Annotated in this window: 17 protein-coding genes; 10 read left to right on the forward strand and 7 right to left on the reverse strand. The window is 64.5% G+C overall.

Features of this window, described 5'->3' with window-relative positions:
- Positions 1 to 67: 67 nt before the first annotated feature.
- Together AYK61_RS20435 and AYK61_RS20440 are read left to right on the forward strand one after the other, a co-directional pair.
- Positions 68 to 370, forward strand: coding sequence for a WhiB family transcriptional regulator (locus AYK61_RS20435; RefSeq protein WP_008713079.1), 303 nt, complete (start codon positions 68 to 70; stop codon positions 368 to 370).
- 329 nt (positions 371 to 699) lie between these two features.
- Positions 700 to 1,434 carry a dienelactone hydrolase family protein gene (locus AYK61_RS20440; RefSeq protein WP_121872173.1) on the forward strand — a complete coding sequence of 245 codons (735 nt, stop codon included), beginning with the start codon at positions 700 to 702 and terminating at the stop codon, positions 1,432 to 1,434.
- A gap of 14 nt (positions 1,435 to 1,448) precedes the next feature.
- Here the strand turns inward: AYK61_RS20440 and AYK61_RS20445 are convergent, their stop codons facing one another.
- Positions 1,449 to 1,952, reverse strand: coding sequence for a sugar O-acetyltransferase (locus AYK61_RS20445; RefSeq protein ID WP_183130373.1), 504 nt, complete (start codon positions 1,950 to 1,952; stop codon positions 1,449 to 1,451).
- Between the two features lie 123 nt (positions 1,953 to 2,075).
- On the opposite strand from AYK61_RS20445, the gene AYK61_RS20450 reads away from it, so the two are divergent.
- The 3 genes from AYK61_RS20450 (at position 2,076) to AYK61_RS20460 (ending at position 4,601) form a co-directional block, all read left to right on the forward strand.
- On the forward strand, positions 2,076 to 3,023 hold the full coding sequence (locus tag AYK61_RS20450; protein WP_121872174.1) for a LysR family transcriptional regulator: 948 nt from the start codon (positions 2,076 to 2,078) through the stop codon (positions 3,021 to 3,023).
- A 260-nt stretch (positions 3,024 to 3,283) separates the two neighbouring features.
- Positions 3,284 to 4,066, forward strand: coding sequence for a DUF2637 domain-containing protein (locus tag AYK61_RS20455; protein WP_121872175.1), 783 nt, complete (start codon positions 3,284 to 3,286; stop codon positions 4,064 to 4,066).
- Positions 4,067 to 4,088: 22 nt separating this feature from the next.
- Positions 4,089 to 4,601, forward strand: a complete 513-nt coding sequence (locus tag AYK61_RS20460; RefSeq protein WP_121872176.1) for a DUF427 domain-containing protein — start codon at positions 4,089 to 4,091, stop codon at positions 4,599 to 4,601.
- 4 nt (positions 4,602 to 4,605) lie between these two features.
- On the opposite strand, the gene AYK61_RS20465 is transcribed toward AYK61_RS20460, so the two are convergent.
- The 3 genes from AYK61_RS20465 to AYK61_RS20475 are packed head-to-tail and all read right to left on the reverse strand — an operon-like array spanning position 4,606 to position 8,551.
- Positions 4,606 to 5,649 (reverse strand): hypothetical protein, encoded by a 1,044-nt coding sequence (locus AYK61_RS20465; protein WP_121872177.1) that lies wholly within the window; start codon positions 5,647 to 5,649, stop codon positions 4,606 to 4,608.
- Positions 5,646 to 6,266, reverse strand: a complete 621-nt coding sequence (gene bluB / locus AYK61_RS20470) for a 5,6-dimethylbenzimidazole synthase (protein ID WP_183130469.1) — start codon at positions 6,264 to 6,266, stop codon at positions 5,646 to 5,648. Before bluB ends, AYK61_RS20465 begins: the two co-directional genes overlap by 4 nt.
- An 11-nt stretch (positions 6,267 to 6,277) precedes the next feature.
- The gene (locus AYK61_RS20475; protein ID WP_147458363.1) at positions 6,278 to 8,551 is read right to left on the reverse strand and encodes a bifunctional diguanylate cyclase/phosphodiesterase; all 2,274 of its coding nucleotides are present in this window, start codon (positions 8,549 to 8,551) and stop codon (positions 6,278 to 6,280) included.
- Between the two features lie 133 nt (positions 8,552 to 8,684).
- On the opposite strand from AYK61_RS20475, the gene dinB reads away from it, so the two are divergent.
- Complete coding sequence (gene dinB, locus AYK61_RS20480) at positions 8,685 to 9,905, forward strand: DNA polymerase IV (RefSeq protein ID WP_259468132.1); 1,221 nt, start codon at positions 8,685 to 8,687, stop codon at positions 9,903 to 9,905.
- On the opposite strand, the gene AYK61_RS20485 is transcribed toward dinB, so the two are convergent.
- Positions 9,906 to 11,303 (reverse strand): cytochrome P450, encoded by a 1,398-nt coding sequence (locus AYK61_RS20485; RefSeq protein WP_121872180.1) that lies wholly within the window; start codon positions 11,301 to 11,303, stop codon positions 9,906 to 9,908.
- An 88-nt stretch (positions 11,304 to 11,391) separates the two neighbouring features.
- Between AYK61_RS20485 and AYK61_RS20490 the strand changes: the two genes are divergently transcribed.
- Both AYK61_RS20490 and AYK61_RS20495 read left to right on the forward strand, forming a co-directional pair.
- Positions 11,392 to 11,967 (forward strand): TetR/AcrR family transcriptional regulator, encoded by a 576-nt coding sequence (locus tag AYK61_RS20490; RefSeq protein ID WP_121872181.1) that lies wholly within the window; start codon positions 11,392 to 11,394, stop codon positions 11,965 to 11,967.
- A gap of 22 nt (positions 11,968 to 11,989) precedes the next feature.
- Positions 11,990 to 12,304, forward strand: coding sequence for a DUF2277 domain-containing protein (locus AYK61_RS20495; RefSeq protein ID WP_121872182.1), 315 nt, complete (start codon positions 11,990 to 11,992; stop codon positions 12,302 to 12,304).
- On the opposite strand, the gene AYK61_RS20500 is transcribed toward AYK61_RS20495, so the two are convergent.
- A complete protein-coding gene (locus AYK61_RS20500; protein WP_121872951.1) occupies positions 12,281 to 12,721 on the reverse strand; it encodes a helix-turn-helix domain-containing protein in 441 nt (146 codons plus the stop codon). The two genes, AYK61_RS20495 and AYK61_RS20500, sit on opposite strands and share 24 nt — an antisense overlap.
- Before the next feature lie 292 nt (positions 12,722 to 13,013).
- Here AYK61_RS20500 and AYK61_RS20505 point away from each other — a divergent pair, with 292 nt between their 5' ends.
- Positions 13,014 to 13,685, forward strand: coding sequence for a hypothetical protein (locus AYK61_RS20505; protein WP_147458364.1), 672 nt, complete (start codon positions 13,014 to 13,016; stop codon positions 13,683 to 13,685).
- 22 nt (positions 13,686 to 13,707) lie between these two features.
- Here the strand turns inward: AYK61_RS20505 and AYK61_RS20510 are convergent, their stop codons facing one another.
- Positions 13,708 to 14,871, reverse strand: a complete 1,164-nt coding sequence (locus AYK61_RS20510) for a globin domain-containing protein (RefSeq protein WP_121872952.1) — start codon at positions 14,869 to 14,871, stop codon at positions 13,708 to 13,710.
- A gap of 195 nt (positions 14,872 to 15,066) precedes the next feature.
- On the opposite strand from AYK61_RS20510, the gene clpB reads away from it, so the two are divergent.
- Positions 15,067 to 17,613, forward strand: a complete 2,547-nt coding sequence (clpB, locus tag AYK61_RS20515) for an ATP-dependent chaperone ClpB (protein ID WP_121872184.1) — start codon at positions 15,067 to 15,069, stop codon at positions 17,611 to 17,613.
- Positions 17,614 to 17,704: the final 91 nt, after the last annotated feature.

Raw genomic sequence — 17,704 nt, forward strand, 5'->3', positions numbered from 1 at the left:
GGACTTGTAAAAGTATGACGAATGCGAGATAGTGAGCTTGTTCACTTTTTCAGTGAGGAGACAGCTCATGGTGCGAGGCGCACCCGCCAGGCCGGTCCAACTTCCCGTACCCAACGCAGACGTATGGGACTGGCAACTCGACGGACTGTGTCGCGGATTGGACTCGTCCGTGTTCTTCCATCCCGAAGGCGAACGAGGACGCGCCCGCACCTCGCGTGAAAAATCCGCCAAGCAGGTCTGCGGCCGCTGCCCGGTACTCGAACAATGCCGCCAGCACGCCCTGGAGGCGAACGAGCCCTACGGCGTGTGGGGCGGAATGTCTGCACACGATCGCGCCGACTTCTACCGCGGAGCCGTCCGAACCGCTTGAGCTTCCTGTACCGCGGATGCGGAGACGTCGACAACGATCTCCGTCATCCCCGCCTCTTCGGGTAGCGCCGAGGAAGCCGGACGCACCGTCCGGTGGCTGACGTCGGGGTCGACCAGCAGTCGTGATCCACGGTCCACCTCCGGGAGTGTTCTCGACCGATCTCCGCGAGTCTGGTGTCGGCGGCTCCGGACGCGTTATTCTTTGGCAATGACCACCGGGACGGCGTTGCGCCACACACGGATCGGTGACCCGGCCCTGTTTTGACGGGAGCGCGGGGTCCGCCTTGTTGTGTTGATGGTATCGAAAAATCAACCACGACAGGAGAATTCATGCCCACCAAAACTTTCCAGATCCCGATGGCGGATGGACACGCCGACGTCTTCGCCGCGTTTCCAGATGACCAGGTGCCGCACCCAGGCGTTTTGATGTATCCCGATGCGTTCGGTCCTCGGCCCGTGCTTCGTGAGATGGCACAAAAGTTGGCCGCCCATGGCTACTACGTGCTCGTTCCCAACATCTTCTACCGACATGGTCGAGCGCCCCTCGTCGCGCTTCCCGACCACATCGGAGAAGAAATTCGGCCGGCACTCGTCGACCAGTTGATGCCTTTCATCCATCTGCACACTGCCGAGCGCGTCTCCAGCGACGCCGAGGTCTACCTACAATTTCTTGAAGAACAGCCTGAAGTGAGCACAGGTGAAGTTGGGGTGGTCGGTTACTGCATCGGTGGTCTGCTCGCGACGCGAACCGCCGCCGTGTACCCGAGCCGGATTGCCGCGATTGCCGCATTCCATGGCCCGGTGGCAGCGGACCGAATCGAAGAGCTTGCGAAAATCACCGCCGAAGTCCATTTTGGCCACGCCGCAGGCGATCTGACGCCCGAGGCTCTGAACGAATTAAATAGAGCGTTGGACGCCGCACAGTTGAGCTACAACTCCGAGATCTATCCCGGCACAATTCATGGGTTCACGATGTCCGACACGGACGCCTTCGATCCGGCTGGGCTGCAGCGGCACTGGGACCGGTTGCTCGCCCTTTTCGAGAGGGCGCTGGGGACCAACTGAATGGCACCGAGAACTCAGGCGAGTGTCTTGACCACAGTTGCCGGCACCCCGGCCACCAACGTTCGAGGGGGTACGTCGCGAGTGACGACAGCGCCGGCACCGATGATGGCTTCCGCGCCGATGGTGACGCCTTGCAGGATCAGTGCTGATGTTCCGATCCAGACGTTTCGTCCTATCGTGATCGGTGCCGAGGTGATTCCGGCCCGTCGCCCGGCGGGTTCGATCGGATGCCCCGAGGTGATCAGGCTGACATTGGGCCCCAGCATGACGTCGTCATCGATTTCGATCCCGCCGATGTCGTTGAAGCGGCAGTTCTGATTCACGAACACATTTCCGCCGATGCGGATGTTGATCCCGTGGTCCGAAAAGACCGGTGGAATGAGATGGAAGGCGTCGTCGACAGTTTGTCCGGTCAGTTCCTGCCAGCCCTCTCGAATGGCCTGCTGGTCGGTGTAGGGGATCGTACTGATTTTTGCTGTGAGCATGATTGCGCGCTGCACTTTTTCGGCGAAGTTCATGGCGGTCCTCTCTGCGAACCTCTTCCGGATGGGCATGTCGAGCAAACTGCACCCGTTGGCGGTCGGCAAACAACCTCGAGGTCGGCGAGTCACAACCGATGGTTGTCCGTATAGGGTTCGACGGTGGATACGGAGGCCGTGCGGACGTTCGTGGCAGCCGCAGACGGAGGTCAGTTCCAGGCTGCCGCTGACGGGTTGGGGCTGACACAACAGGCTGTATCCAAACGCATTGCGGCACTGGAACGAAGCCTCGGTGTCTCGCTGTTCGTGCGTTCCGGGAGGGGAGCCCGATTGAGTGTGGACGGGCAGGCTTTCCTGCCCCATGCGCGCGAGCTGGTCAAGAGTGCACAGCGGGCCGTCGGTTCGGTGGCGTTGGGCAACAGAGCATTACGGGTCGACGTTCTCAACCGTCGCACGGCTCCTGCGACCTCACTGCGGGCATTTCACAGGATTCACCCACAGATCGATCTGGATGTCGTCACCCTCCCCGACGCAAACACCGACGCTGCCCTCGACGCCGTCTTGGACGGCAGTGTGGACGCAACTTTCCGCGCCATCAGCGCTACGCGCAGTCGAACGCTTCCGGCCGAACTTCGGTCGACGCGCGTCATCGACGATCGCCATCAACTACTCACCGGGCCGAAGCATCCCCTTGCTGACAAGGCTTCCGTCTCCATCGCAGATCTTCGTCCACACCGGATATGGATGCCAGGCGTGCGTTCGGACACCGACTGGGGTGCATATTACGACGAGTTCGGCCGAACGTTCGGGATCCGAATCGACTCGATCGGAACAAGTTTCGGCGTGGACGTACTTCTCGAAGAGCTTGCGAATTCTGCCCTTATATCCACTCTGATCGGTGAGGGGTCCAGGTATCTGTGGCCCGAGTCCTACGATCTGCGCAGAATCCCGATCGTCGATCCCACCCCGGTCTATCCACATGCGATCGTCTGGCGCGCTGACAACAGGCAACCCGCGCTGCGGGTTTTCCTCGAGTACTTGCAAAGCTCGCAGAGCAGTCAGAAGAACCTCGCCCTCGCCGAAACCTGGACGCCGCCCGCCTGGGGTTGATGCGCCACGAGGACGCTGGCAAGTGCATGCGCGTGGCCTGAACACGTTCAATCGCAATCGATGTAGAGAGGGTGGAGCACGGCCCGGGTGGCGGTGAACACAGTGGCAGTGTTCTTCTCCTCGGCGGGTGCTCTGCCTAGTACCGGTCAGACGCTTCACGGCAACGGCGGCGCGTTCACCACGCGATAGCCGGGTGCCTCGAGGGTAGCTCCCGCCCGATCCGTCGAACTTGTCGGTGGCATCGTGTTTCATGACGATCCATGAACAAGGTCCTGCGTGCGACGCTCGTCAGTGCGGTCGTCATCACCACCGTCATCGGAATTGCGTCCTTCGTGCTGAGCTTCGCCGCACTGTGGGATCTCGCCACGATGGCAGGCGTTCCGCGCTCACTGTCCTGGCTGTGGCCGGTGATCGTCGACGGCACCATCCTGCAGGCCACGATCTCCGTCATCGCGCTCGCCCAATTCGAGGATCAACGCAGTGGTCGACGCTTCTTCTGGGGCGTGTTGATCACGGCAGCTCTGGTGAGTATCGGCGCAAATGCCATGCACGCCTTCATCTCCGACGCCGGCACACTGCATCCAGCCCTGTCCGCGGCCATTGCCACCGTCGCCCCGGTGAGCTTGTTGGCCGCGACGCACGGACTCGGCATCCTCGTTCGGATACCGGCGGAACTGCCGAAGACGATCGACATCGCCGACGAAGACCCCGCCCCCGAAGAGGTGGCAATCGCGGTCCCGAGAGTCGAACCCGTGACACCTGGGGCCGAACTCCCCACCTCCAAACTCCCCACGCCCGACATACCGGCACCCGCGCCGATGGTCCGTACCGAGCCGGTCCGCACCGAACCAGTCCGCACCGAACCAGTCCGCACCGAACCAATCCGCACCGAACCAGTCGGCACCGAGCCGGGTCGAACCGAACAGCGCCCGCCCGAAGCCTCGGTCACCTCGGTGCGCACGGTCGAACCTCTCGACGAGGTGGATCGCTGGATTCTCGACGAGGAACGGGTGGACGATCTCTATCCCGTCGACGCCCCGTGACACCCGGTGGCACCATCGAAGTATGAGTTCACATCTGCCGAGATCCGTCGTTCCCGAGAAGCCGAAGCCGGGCCAGGAGTCCGTCTGGGATTACCCCCGCCCGCCCAAACTCGAGGCCTCCAACCGTTCCCTGGTCGTTCGGCTCGGCGGCGAGGTGGTCGCCCGCACCACCGCCGCGTACCGCGTGCTCGAGACGAGCCACCCACCGACCTGGTACATCTCGCCTGCGGACGTGGTTCCGGGTGCGCTGACGCCCTCGGACGCCCGCTCGACGCACTGCGAGTGGAAGGGTGCTGCCACCTACTGGGACGTGCACGGTGGAGATACCGTCGCACCCGCCGCAGGATGGAGCTACGAGAACCCCACTCCTCGTTTCGCCGAGATCGCCGGGTACCTCGCCTTCTCGCCCAGTCGTCTGGACTGCGAGATCGACGGCGAAGCGGTCCGGCCCCAGGAAGGCGGGTTCTACGAGGGCTGGATCACCGACGACGTGGTGGGCCCGTTCAAAGGAATCCCAGGGTCCTACGGCTGGTGACGGTCTAACTACCAGGCAACTCCGCGCGGGTGATGATCTGAATCGAACTGCTCGCGCCCGGGTCGCTGCCGGTCACCAGCACGTCGCCGGTCCGCGGATCGACCGCAACCGAATTGGTCTGCGTCACCGTCGGCACATCGCCCAGGGTGCGCGGAGCAGCGGGATCGGACACGTCGACGACCCTCAGTACGTTCGATGCGGTCAGCGTCACGAACAGCAGTCGGCGTTCGGGATCCACGGCGAGCCCGTACGGGTTTCCGGGCGCATCGATCGACGCGATCTGACGAATGCCCCCGGCAGCGTCGACCGATGCGAGAAGGACCGTTCCGCCGTCGGTGTCGGCGAACCCGGCCACCGTCTGATTCACCGTCACCGCGTGCGTGAGCTTGACGCCGATCGGAGCCTGCGCCACCTCCTGCTGCGTCGTACCGTCGTAGACCCACACACCGTTGCCCTGCACGTCCGCGACGGCAGCGAACGGGCCGAGAGCGGCGACACCACCGGGTTGGACTGGACCAGGCGGTAGATCCGACACCACCGACCCGCCGCGCAGGAAGATCACTCCGCCGCCCATCTCGTTGGTGGCCACGATGGTGCCGTCGGAAGTCTGCACGGCATCGTGGGGCTGACGGCCCACCCCGGTGGCGGTCGACAGAATCGCACCGTCGGCGAGCGAGATCTCGAGCAGTTCGTCACTGCCCTCGAGCGGAACCAGCACCGGGCCGTCGGGACCGGCCAGTGAGAGATGACGCGGCGCACCCGTCGTCGAGACCATCTGCCGCACAGCGCCGGTGGCCGCGTCGAACAGCACCACGCCGTCGGGCTCGCGCACCCCGGCAGCAGCGATCCCGGACGCCCCCACAACAACACCCTCGGGAGCGCCCGGAAGTGGAACGACCGTACCGATCGGGTCGGCAGCATCCGGAGCCTGTGCGGGCTCGGCCGCCGGAGTGGTCGGTGGAGTGGACGGTTCGGTAGGCGATTCGGCAGTAGAGCAGCCGGCCACGAGCAGGCAGGCAGTGGCCACGGCAACCAGACGCGCCCTCATCGGCGGTACTGCTCGAAGTGCAGGGCGTCGTCGAGGGGACGCCGGGTGCGCCAACCGAAGCGCTCCAGATCGGGTACCTCCTGGAACGATTCGACCGGGCCGACACACAGCCAGGCGATCGGCCGGACCGGTGCGGGGATGTCGAGCAGTTCGGTGAGGTATGCCTCGTCGTAGAACGAGACCCAGCCGACGCCGACGTTCTCGGCTATCGCTGCGAGCCACAGGTTTTCGATGGCAAGTACGGCGGAGAACAGTCCGGTGTCGTCGACGGTGTCACGGCCGAGGACGTACCGTCCTCCACGGTTCGGATCGTAGGTGACGACCACGCCGGTTCCGCTCGTCTCGATTCCCTCGATACGGATGGGGTCGAACGTCTTTCGGCGTTCGGCGTCCAGCTTGTCCGCGAAGTCCTGTCGGCAACCGGCCACGTGGGCGGCGAATGCGCTCAGAGTGTCGGGCTTGCGGACGACCACGAAGTCCCAGGGCTGGGTGTTGCCGACGCTCGGGGCCTGATGCGCCGCTCCGAGGATTCGGCGCAGAGTCTCGTCGTCGACGACGGTGCCGTCGAACTCGGCGCGGACGTCGCGGCGAGATCTGATCGCGGCGTACACCGACAGGGCTGCCTCGGTCATGATATCCGTTCTCCTGTAGCAGTATTCAGCCGTGCGTTCAGTTCGGCGACCAGGGCGGGCAGTCGGTCTGCCGAGGTGGGCCGGCCGAGGTGGTAACCCTGAGCTCGTCCGCACCGTAGCTCGCGCAACGCCGTCATCGTCACCTCGTCCTCCACTCCCTCTGCCGTGACCGACAATCCCAGCGTACGGGCGAGTTCGACGGTCGATCGCACGATGGCTGCATGCGCTGGGTTGCGCGCCATGCCGCCGATGAAGGTGCGGTCGATCTTCAACTCCTGTACCGGTAGCCGCTCGATGTACGCGAGAGAGCTGTAGCCCGTGCCGTAGTCGTCGATGGCGACTTGCACACCCATCGCATGCAATATCGACAGGCTCTCGGTCGCGCCCACCGGGTCGGTCATCGCCGACGTCTCGGTCACTTCCAAGGTCAATCGGCCAGGTGGGCAGGCGAATTCCTTCAGCGCCGTGCACACCTGCCCGATGAGGGTGTCGTCGAAAAGATTGCGGGTCGAGATGTTGACGGCGATGCTCAACTCGAGTCCCTCGGACATCCACTGCTCGCGTTGGGCTAGGGCGTGGGTGAGGACGTAGCTCGTCAACGGCCGGATCAGTCCGGTGCGTTCGGCGGTGGGCAGGAATACGCTGGGGGACAGGACCGTGCCGTTGGGGTGATGCCACCGCAGCAGTGCCTCCACTCCGACGACGGTCATCGTCGTGAGGTCGACCTGCGGCTGATAGTGCAGTCGCAGTTGATCCGTTTCGAGTGCTGTGGTGAGTTCGCCGAGCATGATGAGTTGCTCACTCTTGTCCCGGTCCATCGACCGGTCGTAGTACGCGACGCGCGACTGAGCGGCTTTCGCGGTCTGGACGGCGAGGTCGGCTCGCTGCACGAGGCGATCGGGTGTCGTCTCGTCCTCACCGTCGCCGGCCGGAGAATTCGTCGCGACGCCGACGCTCGCTTCGATCAGCAGGGTCATGTTCCCCACCTCGAAGGGTGTGGCGAACCGGAGCTGAATCTCGTGTGCCAATGCGACCGGGTCCATCGAATCCGATGCCCCACACAGAGCGAACTCGTCACCGGCCAAGCGCGCCAACAGAATCGAGTCGTCGGCGACGCCGCGAAGGCGCTCGGCGACCACCACGAGGACCTGGTCGCCGAGGCCGCGTCCGAAGGTGTCGTTGATCTCCTTGAATCGGTCGATATCGACGGTCAGCAAAGTCGATTCACCCGCATTGCCCCAGAGTCGATGTTCGAGGGCGCGCAGGTTGGCCAGGCCGGTGAGGTGATCGGTATCGGCGACGGCACGTAGCTGGACGGTCTGGGTGTGCAACAACCGCAGCAGATCCGTGATGCGAAACATCACCAGCACCACCAATGCAAGTGCGCACAGCAGCACCGCCCATCCCCATTGGGCGATCGGCTCGTCGCGAACGACTTCGATGAACATCACGATCGGCGCGGTCAGGGTGGCCGCGGTCAACACGACGACCGTGGGAGTGGTGAACGACGCCATCAGATGGGCGTCGGATTCGATGTTCGGGTTGGTGATGCGCCGCATGGACGGGTGGAGGGCTGCGACGCCGATCAGGACATAGGAGATGGTCCATCCGACGTCGAACAGAGACCGGTCGGACGAGGAATCCGAGGCCATCGCGAAGTTGTTCACGGTGTCGGTGACGACGAGCAGCGCAACGGCCACGGTGAGCAGTCGATAGGACAGGGCTCGCCATTGCCGTGAGCCGACGAAGTGGGCCAGCAGTCCCAGCAGGAAAATGTCCATCGCGGGGTACGCGACCTCGACCAGACCGGCGATTCCGGATATACCCTCTTCGCCGAGTGACGGCTGCACGGCGAACACCCAGGTGAGCAGGCCGAACGCGACCATGACGATGGCGCTGTTGGCGACATGGCCGCGCTCACTCGCTCGCCACTTGTGTCGAGCGAGGAGAAACAAGCCGAAACCGTAGACCGGATACCCGACGAGATAGAAGGCGTCTGCCAGCGACGGATACGGGACGCTGCCCCGGGTGATGTGGATCCACTCGTAGGCGATGTCGCCGATCACCCACAGGGCGGTACCTGCGGCGATGGCCAGCCACGCTGTTCGGTTGCGTGGCCGGTGCATTCTGGTGCCGATGACGGTGGCGGCGACGGCGGAGGCCCCGACGAGAACGAAGACCGACTGGCCCCAGACGGTCGTCGGGACCACGAAGTAGGCGGCGCAGCCGAATGCGCCGAGCACTGCGTACCACCGCCACCAGGCCGTCACGATTTTCTCCAGCCGTTCACGCCGATCCGACGGCTTCAACAATGGCACACTCGGTGATCTGGGTCACTTCGTCCACCCTGATTGCTCGGGTTGTGCATGGAGGAGTGTCGGAAGCACGTGCGAGCATAGTTTCGTGGAGTCGAACAATCGGAATTTGGCGAGCATCATGCACGCCGATCTCGACTCCTTCTATGCCTCGGTGGAGCAGCGCGACGACCCTCGGTTGCGCGGAAAGCCGGTCATCGTCGGCGGGGGAGTGGTGCTCGCCGCCAGCTACGAGGCCAAAGCCTTCGGGGTGCGCACGGCGATGAGCGGCGGGCAGGCCCGCGCGGTGTGCCCGCAGGCCATCGTGGTCCCCCCTCGCATGGAGGCGTACTCGCAGGCGAGCAAGGACGTGTTCGACGTCTTCCACGACACCACCCCGCTGGTGGAGGGCATCTCCATCGACGAGGCATTTCTCGACGTCGGCGGGTTGCAGAAGATTGCGGGCAGCGCCGCCTCGATCGGGGAACAACTGCGACGGGACGTCGCCGAGCAGGTGGGGCTGCCCATCACCGTCGGGATCGCGACCACCAAATTCCTGGCGAAGGTGGCCAGCGCATTCGCCAAGCCCGACGGACTGCTTCTCGTTCCCCCCGGCGGCGAGCTCGAGTTCCTGCATCCTCTGAACATCGAAAGGCTGTGGGGTGTCGGCAAAGTGACCGCCGAGAAGCTGCACGTCCTCGACATCAGGACCGTCGGGGATATCGCAGCCTACGGCGAGCGGTCGTTGGCCTCGGTGCTCGGCAAGGGTGCGGGCGCCCACCTGTACGCGCTGGCCATGGGCCGGGATCCGCGGCGCGTCCAACCAGGGAAGTCGCGTAGTTCCATCGGCGCACAGCGAGCACTCGGACGCGGTAGGCACGACGCGGCCGAGGTGGAGGCGTCGTTGATCGGGCTCGTCGATCGCGTCACGCACCGGATGCGCGGGGCGCAGCGAACCGGTCGAACCGTCATGTTGCGCTTGCGTTTTGCCGACTTCACTCGCGCCACCCGCTCGCACACACTCGATCGCGCGACCGCCGACACCCGAGACATCCTGGACGCCGCACTCGAACTGCTCCGCGATGCTGCACCGCTGATCGCGGAGAAGGGCATCACCCTCGTCGGTGTCACCGTCTCGAGTATCGACAAGGGCGGAGCGGAACAGCTCGAGTTGCAGTTCGACGCACCGTCGGTGCGAAAGCCTCCGGAGGCATCGGCTCTCGACCGCGCGCTCGACGGGGTACACAAGAAGTTCGGATCCACCTCGCTCACTCGTGGGGTGCTGCTCGGCCGCGATCCGGGAATCTCGGTTCCGCTGTTGCCGGACTGACTACGCTCGTATCGTCGGTTGCACCCGAAAGCCAGTGGGCATTATGGTCAGTCGTTCCACGACCTGCAGGTTGTACGACGGGTCGGCTCGCAGATCGAAACGCTGGAGAATCGTTCCGAGTACCAGGACCGCTTCGTGAATGGCGAATTGCCTTCCGATGCAGGCGCGTTCACCGGTGCCGAAGGGCTTGTAGACATGAGCCGGTCTGGCTCTGATGCGGTCGGGTAGAAAGTTGTCCGGGTCGAACTCACCGGGCCGATCGCCCCACACCGAATCGCGATGCAGGGCCGTCACCAGCACGATCGCCCAGTCCCCGGCCGCCATTCGGTAGCCGTCACCGACGGTGGTCTCGGCCCGCGCTCCTCGCCCGAACGCAGGAACCGTCGGCCACAGGCGCAGTGATTCGTCGAGGACTCGGCGGACGTACCTCAGCTTGGGGACCTGCCCGAACTCCGGCTTTTCCGCACCCCACACCTCGTCGACCTCGGCGCGGGCCCGCTCGAAGACCTCCGGATGTGTCGCCAGGTAGTACAGCGCGAACGACAATGCACCGGAGGTGGTCTCGTGCCCGGCGATCAGGAACGTCAGGATCTGGTAGCCGATGTTGGCTTCGCTCAACGCATTCGGATTGTCGACCTCACGTGCCGCGTCCATCATGATCTGCAGCAGGTCGTGGAATTCTTCGGTGGACCGGCGCCTGGTCCGGACGACGTCTGCGAGGACGTTGGCCAGGTACTGCTTGTTGTGTGCGTACCTTCGGTCGGATCGGGCGAACAGGGGCTTGGTGAACGCTGGGATCTTCAGCAACGCACGCCGCTGGTTGTACGTCAGTGCGCCGACCATGGCGGAGACGAACGGATGCGGCTCGGTTCGCTCGAACGAGCCGAAGGTGTAACTGAACCCGGTGCGACCGATGGTCTCGAGCGTCAGTTTCGTCATGTCCGAGGACACGTCGGTCGTTGCGCCGGTGCGTGCGCGGTCTTCCCAGTGCCGAACAAGATCGTCGGCGACGTCGACCATGATCTCGTGGTAGCCGCGCATGGCACCGGCGGTGAACGCCGGACGCAGAAGGTCGTGGGCGCGTTGCCAGTTCGGCTCGTGGTTGTAGGCGGTGAACAGCCCGTCGGCCCCGATATCGCGCAGATTCTCGACGCCGGGTGGCAGAAACTTCTCGAAGCGCTTCTCATCACACAGCTCGCCCACCACGTCGGCACCCGAGGCGAAGACGAAGCGCCTGCCGAGGACGTTCCGCTCGAACATCGGGCCGAGGCGGCCGGCCATCGCGGTCGAATCTTGAACCGGGGTACGCGGGTCGACGCCGACGAGGTCGCCGAGCACGGGAATTCGGTACGGGGGATGCGGTAGAGCGCCGTTTCGTACCGCGAACTCTGTCGACATCGCCACTCCATGGTTTCGGCTTGTTGAATTGGTGTGCAATAGTGACGGTACTCACTGTTGAACTCGTGTCAAGTAAAGTTCGAGGCCCATGACCACACCCCGCAAGCGGATGACGCCGGCGCAACGGCGTGCGCAACTACTCGAGATCGGCTCGGCACTGTTCGCCGAGCGGCCCTACGAGGACGTGTGGATCGAGGAGGTCGCCGACCTCGCGGGCGTCTCACGTGGGTTGATGTACCACTACTTCCCGTCCAAGCGGGAGTTCTTCGTCGAGATCGTGCGCACCGAATCCGAGCGAAACCTCGACCTCACCGCACCGGACACCTCGCTTCCGATCCTCGAGCAGATCGCCGCCGGGCTCGACGCCTACATCTCCTACACCGACGAGCACGCGCACGGCGTCCGAGCCGTCAACCGCGGGTCCCTGCTGGGAGATCGCCGAATCGACGACATTCTCACACGTGAGTTCGAGATCCAGCAGGACCGGATCCTGGCTGCTCTGCCCGCGGAATTTCGCGACGACGAAATGATCCGCATCGCGCTGCGCGGATGGGTGGCCTTCGTGCGAGCGGTGTGTCTGGACTGGGTGGAGCGCAGAACTCTCGACCGAGAACAGGTTCGTGCGGTATGTCTACGTGCCGTGGCCGGTCTTCTCGAGGTGTGACCTGCGGGGTTATCGTCGACGCATGTGCCGAAACATCACCACCCTGCGAGGCTTGGAACCCCACGCCACCGACGAGGAGATCGAAGCGGCCGCACGTCAGTACGTCCGCAAGATCAGTGGCGTGCAGAAGACGTCCGACGCCACCCGTGACGCCTTCGAGCTGGCCGTCGCCGAGGTCACGGCAACGACGCACCGGCTACTCGATGCGCTCCCGGAGCGGCGTCAGCCACCGCCCACGGTGCCGCCACTGAGGCGTCCCGAAGTGCAGGCGCGAATCGCGGCCGCGGGAGTGGAGCCTGCGGAACGACCCATATCAGCTCAGAAAGCTGGGTCCTAGAGAGTGCTTGTCCGGCGGCACCGCGGGGAGTCCTTCGCTCACGCGGAGCTTCTCGGCCATCGAGCTGAGCAGGTTCTGGGATTCCTCGGACAGGTCGAATGCCCGGGCGGACAGGCGGCGTAGACCGTATCCCTGCAGTTGGGTGAGCAGTTCGAGGTCGTGATCGACCTTCGACGCATAGATGTTGTCGAAGAAGTAGTCGGACTTGACCTTGAAGAACGCAGCCAGCGCCGCCACGGTGTCCGCGGACGGATTGGCGCGCTGCCCCGACCGTAGTTGCGAGATGTACGGCTTGGAGATCTGGTGCCCGCGCAGGGCGAGCGCGTCGGCGACCTCGGCATTGGTGTGTGGCTTGCGTCCGGGCGGGTGGATCGTGGAGAACAGATGGTTCAGACGTGCGGCGAAATCAGCGGACATCGGGGATGTGTGTGCCTTCCTGATACAGCCGCTGCCCACCCGGGCAGATCGGTCCGCCGCGGACCGAACCGGCTCATAGTAGCCGCTGCCATGATTCCGGCGAACCGTGGCTGACCTGCAGGAATTGATCCGAAAATCGTACTGATCGGTTTCATGCGTTGGGCGCAGTGCGGCGCCGAATCGGCGCAGCCGGGTGCCCCGGGAACTGCATCGAACGAATGCTTTTCCGCAGAATCGGACACCTGATCCGAGCCTCGGTGGCAGACTGTCTTGCCAGGCGAAGGGGGTGGAGATGACCGGTCGTCAACGACGAACGTTCGATTCACGAGACGGTGACGCGGAGGTGGTCGAGCCATTGCTGCGCGCAGTGCTGTCCTACGCGCCGCGGGACGAGTCGCCCTTGCCGCACCCGTCCGAGGGAATCATGCTCCGGGCCGAGGACGGCTCCGGGTTCGTTTGGCTCGAACTCGCCATCGCAGACGATCTCGGCGCAGGTATCCCAGGGCCGTTCGGGTCCAGGTTCTACGAATGCGATTCATTCGAAGTGATTGTGCCGCAACGCGATCCACGGGACGGCGCGTTGTTGATGATCCATCTTCTCGATGCGCGGGCACCGCGCAGGTTCGAATTCAGAACGTCGATGCCGCCGCACTGGAGTCTGCGTCTCGAACACGACGGTTCGGTCTCGGTGCTCGACGCAGGCGAACGTGCGGTGATATTCATCGGTCGCCCTTGGGCTTTCGACTCCGACCTGCAACCGGTGCGCGTGCACTACACCATCGAGAACGGCGTACTGGTACAGAACATTCGGGCCACAGCGGACACCGGATTCCCCATCCTGATCGACCCGGATCCCGACGCGATCATCACCGGAGACGGTCGGCTCATCACCGAGACGTGGACTCCCCGCTTGGTGGCGGGCGGAATCGTCGAGGATCTGCCGCCGAGATCTCTGTCGAGCTGATTACTTTGCAGCGCACAGTGATTCAGAACGGATCGTGCTGAATGTGCTCCATCGGCGTGCCGACCTTGCGGAGAGCGTAGATCGTCGTCCGTACCATCGACGGCGACCCGCAGATCTGAATCTGCCGATCGGCCCACGAGCCGAACTGGGTCACCACCTTGCCCACCGCGCCGTGCAGACGGTGGTGCATGCCCCACGGTAGTTCGCGAGGTGTGCCCGAAAACCACCACGGATTCTCGAGCTCCTCGGTCACCGGAACGACCGTCAGCCACGGGTTCGACAGCGACAACTGCCACAGAGTGTCCAGATCGTAGAGGTCGCACGGATACGTCCCACTGACGAACAGATGCACCCGCGGATTGTTGCTGCGCTGCGCCATCTCCATCACCTGCGCACGCAGCGGAGCCAGGCCGGTGCCTCCCGCGATCATCAGCACGTCCTCGCGGATCGCGCGGTCGACATGCATCCCGCCCAGCGGCGGACTGATGGACCAGCGATCACCCACGGCGGTTTCGGTGACCATCGCCGGCGACACCCAGCCCCCGGAGACGCGTCGAACATGGAACTCGATCTCGCCGTAGGGATTGCTGGGGATGGCAGGGGACAGGTATCGCCACAGCTTGGGCCGCTGCGGAATCTGCACACTGACGTACTGCCCGGGAAAGTACGGGATTTCGCCGTCGGTCTTCAATCGCACCACCGCGAGGTCGTCGAGAAGCCGATGATGTTCGACGACGGTGGCACTCCAGAACGGCGGCAGTTCGTCGTTGTCGGCGGCGACGGCCATCGCATTGCTGACGACGGTGAGCGCGTCGTTCCAGGCGGTCTCGACCTCGTCGGTCCATACCTCGTTGCCGGCGAAGGTGCGGAACGCGCTGATCAGAGCCGAGCTGCCGGCACGGAAATGCGCGCCCGAGATCCCGTGCTTGCGGTGGTCCCGGCCGAGCTGCTCGAGGAACGGTTCGACGCGGTCGGGGTCGTCGAGATGCTCGAAGACGTATCCGAGTGCCATGACGAAGTGTTCGCGCAACGCATCCATCGACGCGGGGAACAGGGCTCGGAAGTCGGGGTGCTCGGCGAAGAGATGCCCGTAGAAGGACCGGGACAGTCGCGCCGGGCCGTCCTGAGCGGCCACGACGGATTTGAATCCGGTGCGAACCAGGGAGATCGTGCGCGCGTCGAGCATCGATCCACCTCCACCTCCACCCCACCGAATCACTGCCGATGACACACCATCGACCGTCACCAAAGTAGACCGATCGAGGATATCCCGCATTTCGCCGAATGTGGAGAAAAACAAGGTTGAGCGGAACAGACTCAACTTGGCTATGGTTGTAGTCATCGACAGGCTTTGAAATCCACTCTGGAAAGAAGGTGACCGGTGGACAGTTTCACTCCCACCACGAAGTCGCAGGCAGCACTTTCCGCTGCTCTGCAGGCCGCATCCGCGGCCGGTAACCCGGATATTCGTCCGGCACATTTGTTGGTGGCGTTGCTCGATCAGACCGACGGCATCGCCACACCCTTGCTGAAGGCCGTCGGCGTCGACCCTGCAACGGTGCGTCGAGAAGCGCAGAACCTCGTCGACCGCATGCCCTCGGCATCCGGTTCGACCACCACTCCGCAACTCGGCCGTGAAACCCTCGCCGCGATCACCGCCGCACAGCACCTGGCCACCGAACTCGACGACGAGTTCGTCTCCACCGAACACATCATGGTGGGGTTGGCGACCGGCAGCGACGATGTCGCCAAGCTCCTGACCGGCCACGGAGCCGGACCGAACGAGCTGCGCGACGCCTTCCAGGCCGTCCGGGGCAGCGCCCGGGTCACCAGCGCAGATCCCGAGAACACCTACCAGGCGCTGGAGAAGTACAGCACCGACCTGACCGCGCTGGCCCGAGCAGGCAAGCTCGATCCCGTCATCGGCCGCGACACCGAGATCAGGCGCGTGGTGCAGGTTCTCTCACGGCGCACCAAGAACAACCCGGTGCTCATCGGCGAACCAGGCGTCGGCAAGACGGCCATCGTCGAAGGACTCGCTCAGCGCGTCATCGCCGGCGATGTTCCGGAGAGCCTGCGCGGCAAGACCGTCGTCTCCCTCGACCTCGGTTCCATGGTCGCGGGCGCGAAGTTCCGCGGTGAGTTCGAGGAACGGCTCAAGGCCGTGCTCGACGACATCAAGAACTCCGCAGGCCAGGTGATCACGTTCATCGACGAGCTGCACACCATCGTCGGAGCAGGCGCGACCGGTGAATCGGCAATGGACGCGGGCAACATGATCAAGCCGATGCTCGCCCGCGGCGAACTGCGCCTCGTCGGTGCGACGACCCTCGAGGAGTACCGCAAGTACATCGAGAAGGACGCTGCGCTCGAACGACGCTTCCAGCAGGTCTACGTCGGTGAGCCGTCGGTCGAGGACACGGTCGGCATCCTGCGCGGACTCAAGGAACGCTACGAGGTGCACCACGGCGTCCGGATCACGGACTCCGCCCTGGTCGCCGCCGCCACGCTCAGCGACCGGTACATCACCGCCCGGTTCCTGCCGGACAAGGCCATCGACCTGGTCGACGAGGCCGCGTCCCGTCTGCGGATGGAGATCGACTCTCGCCCCGTCGAGATCGACGAGGTCGAACGCGCCGTCCGTCGCCTCGAAATCGAGGAGATGGCCCTGGCGAAGGAGACCGACGACGCGTCGAAGGCTCGGCTCGACAAGCTCCGCCAGGAGCTCGCCGATCTGCAGGAGAAGCTCGCCGGACTCAGCACACGCTGGCAGAACGAGAAGAACGCCATCGACTCGGTGCGCGTCCTCAAGGAGGAGCTCGAGAACCTGCGCGGCGAATCCGACCGCGCCGAACGCGACGGCGATCTGGGCAAGGCCGCCGAGCTGCGCTACGGACGTATCCCGACTCTCGAGAAGGAGCTCGCCGCCAAGACCGATGCCTCGCCGGCTCAGGGCGACGTGATGCTCAAGGAAGAAGTGGGACCGGACGACGTCGCCGACGTCGTCGCGGCCTGGACCGGAATCCCCGCGGGCCGGATGCTCGAGGGCGAGACCGCCAAGCTCCTCCGCATGGAAGACGAGCTCGGCAAGCGAGTCGTCGGTCAGAAGGACGCAGTACAAGCGGTGTCCGACGCCGTCCGACGCTCCCGCGCCGGAGTGGCCGATCCCAACCGTCCGACGGGATCGTTCCTGTTCCTCGGACCCACCGGCGTCGGCAAGACCGAGCTGGCGAAAGCGTTGGCGGAGTTCTTGTTCGACGACGAACGCGCGATGGTGCGCATCGACATGAGCGAGTACAGCGAGAAGCATGCCGTCGCTCGGCTCGTCGGTGCACCTCCGGGCTATGTCGGGTACGAGGCCGGTGGCCAGCTGACCGAGGCGGTGCGCAGGCGTCCGTACACGGTGGTGCTCTTCGACGAGGTCGAGAAGGCGCACCCCGACGTGTTCGACATCCTGCTCGCAGTGTTGGACGAAGGCCGGCTCACCGACGGCCAGGGCCGAACCGTCGACTTCCGCAACACGATCCTGATCCTCACCTCCAACCTCGGTGCCGGCGGTACCAAGGAGCAGGTGATGGACGCGGTGCGGCGGTCGTTCAAGCCCGAGTTCGTCAACCGACTCGACGACGTGGTGGTGTTCGACGCGTTGTCCGAGGATCAACTCGAGTCGATCGTCGACATCCAGCTCGGCTTCCTCGCCAAGCGTCTGGCGGCTCGTCGCCTGACGCTTGACGTGTCGTCGCCGGCGAAGATGTGGCTCGCGGTGCGCGGCTACGACCCGCTGTACGGAGCGCGGCCGCTGCGTCGACTGATCCAGCAGGCCATCGGAGATCAACTGGCGAAGCTGTTGCTCGCCGGCGAGGTCCACGACGGCGATGTGGTGTCGGTCAACGTAACTCCTGACGGCGATCGCCTCATCCTGGGCTAGCCGCGGTATTTCGTGAACAGGCCCGCACGAGCACTGCTCGTGCGGGCCTGTTTTGTGCCTTCAACTGGGGTGTACCGGGTAGGTACGCTCG

The sequence above is a fragment of the Rhodococcus sp. SBT000017 genome, assembly GCF_003688915.1.
GTDB lineage: Bacteria > Actinomycetota > Actinomycetes > Mycobacteriales > Mycobacteriaceae > Rhodococcoides.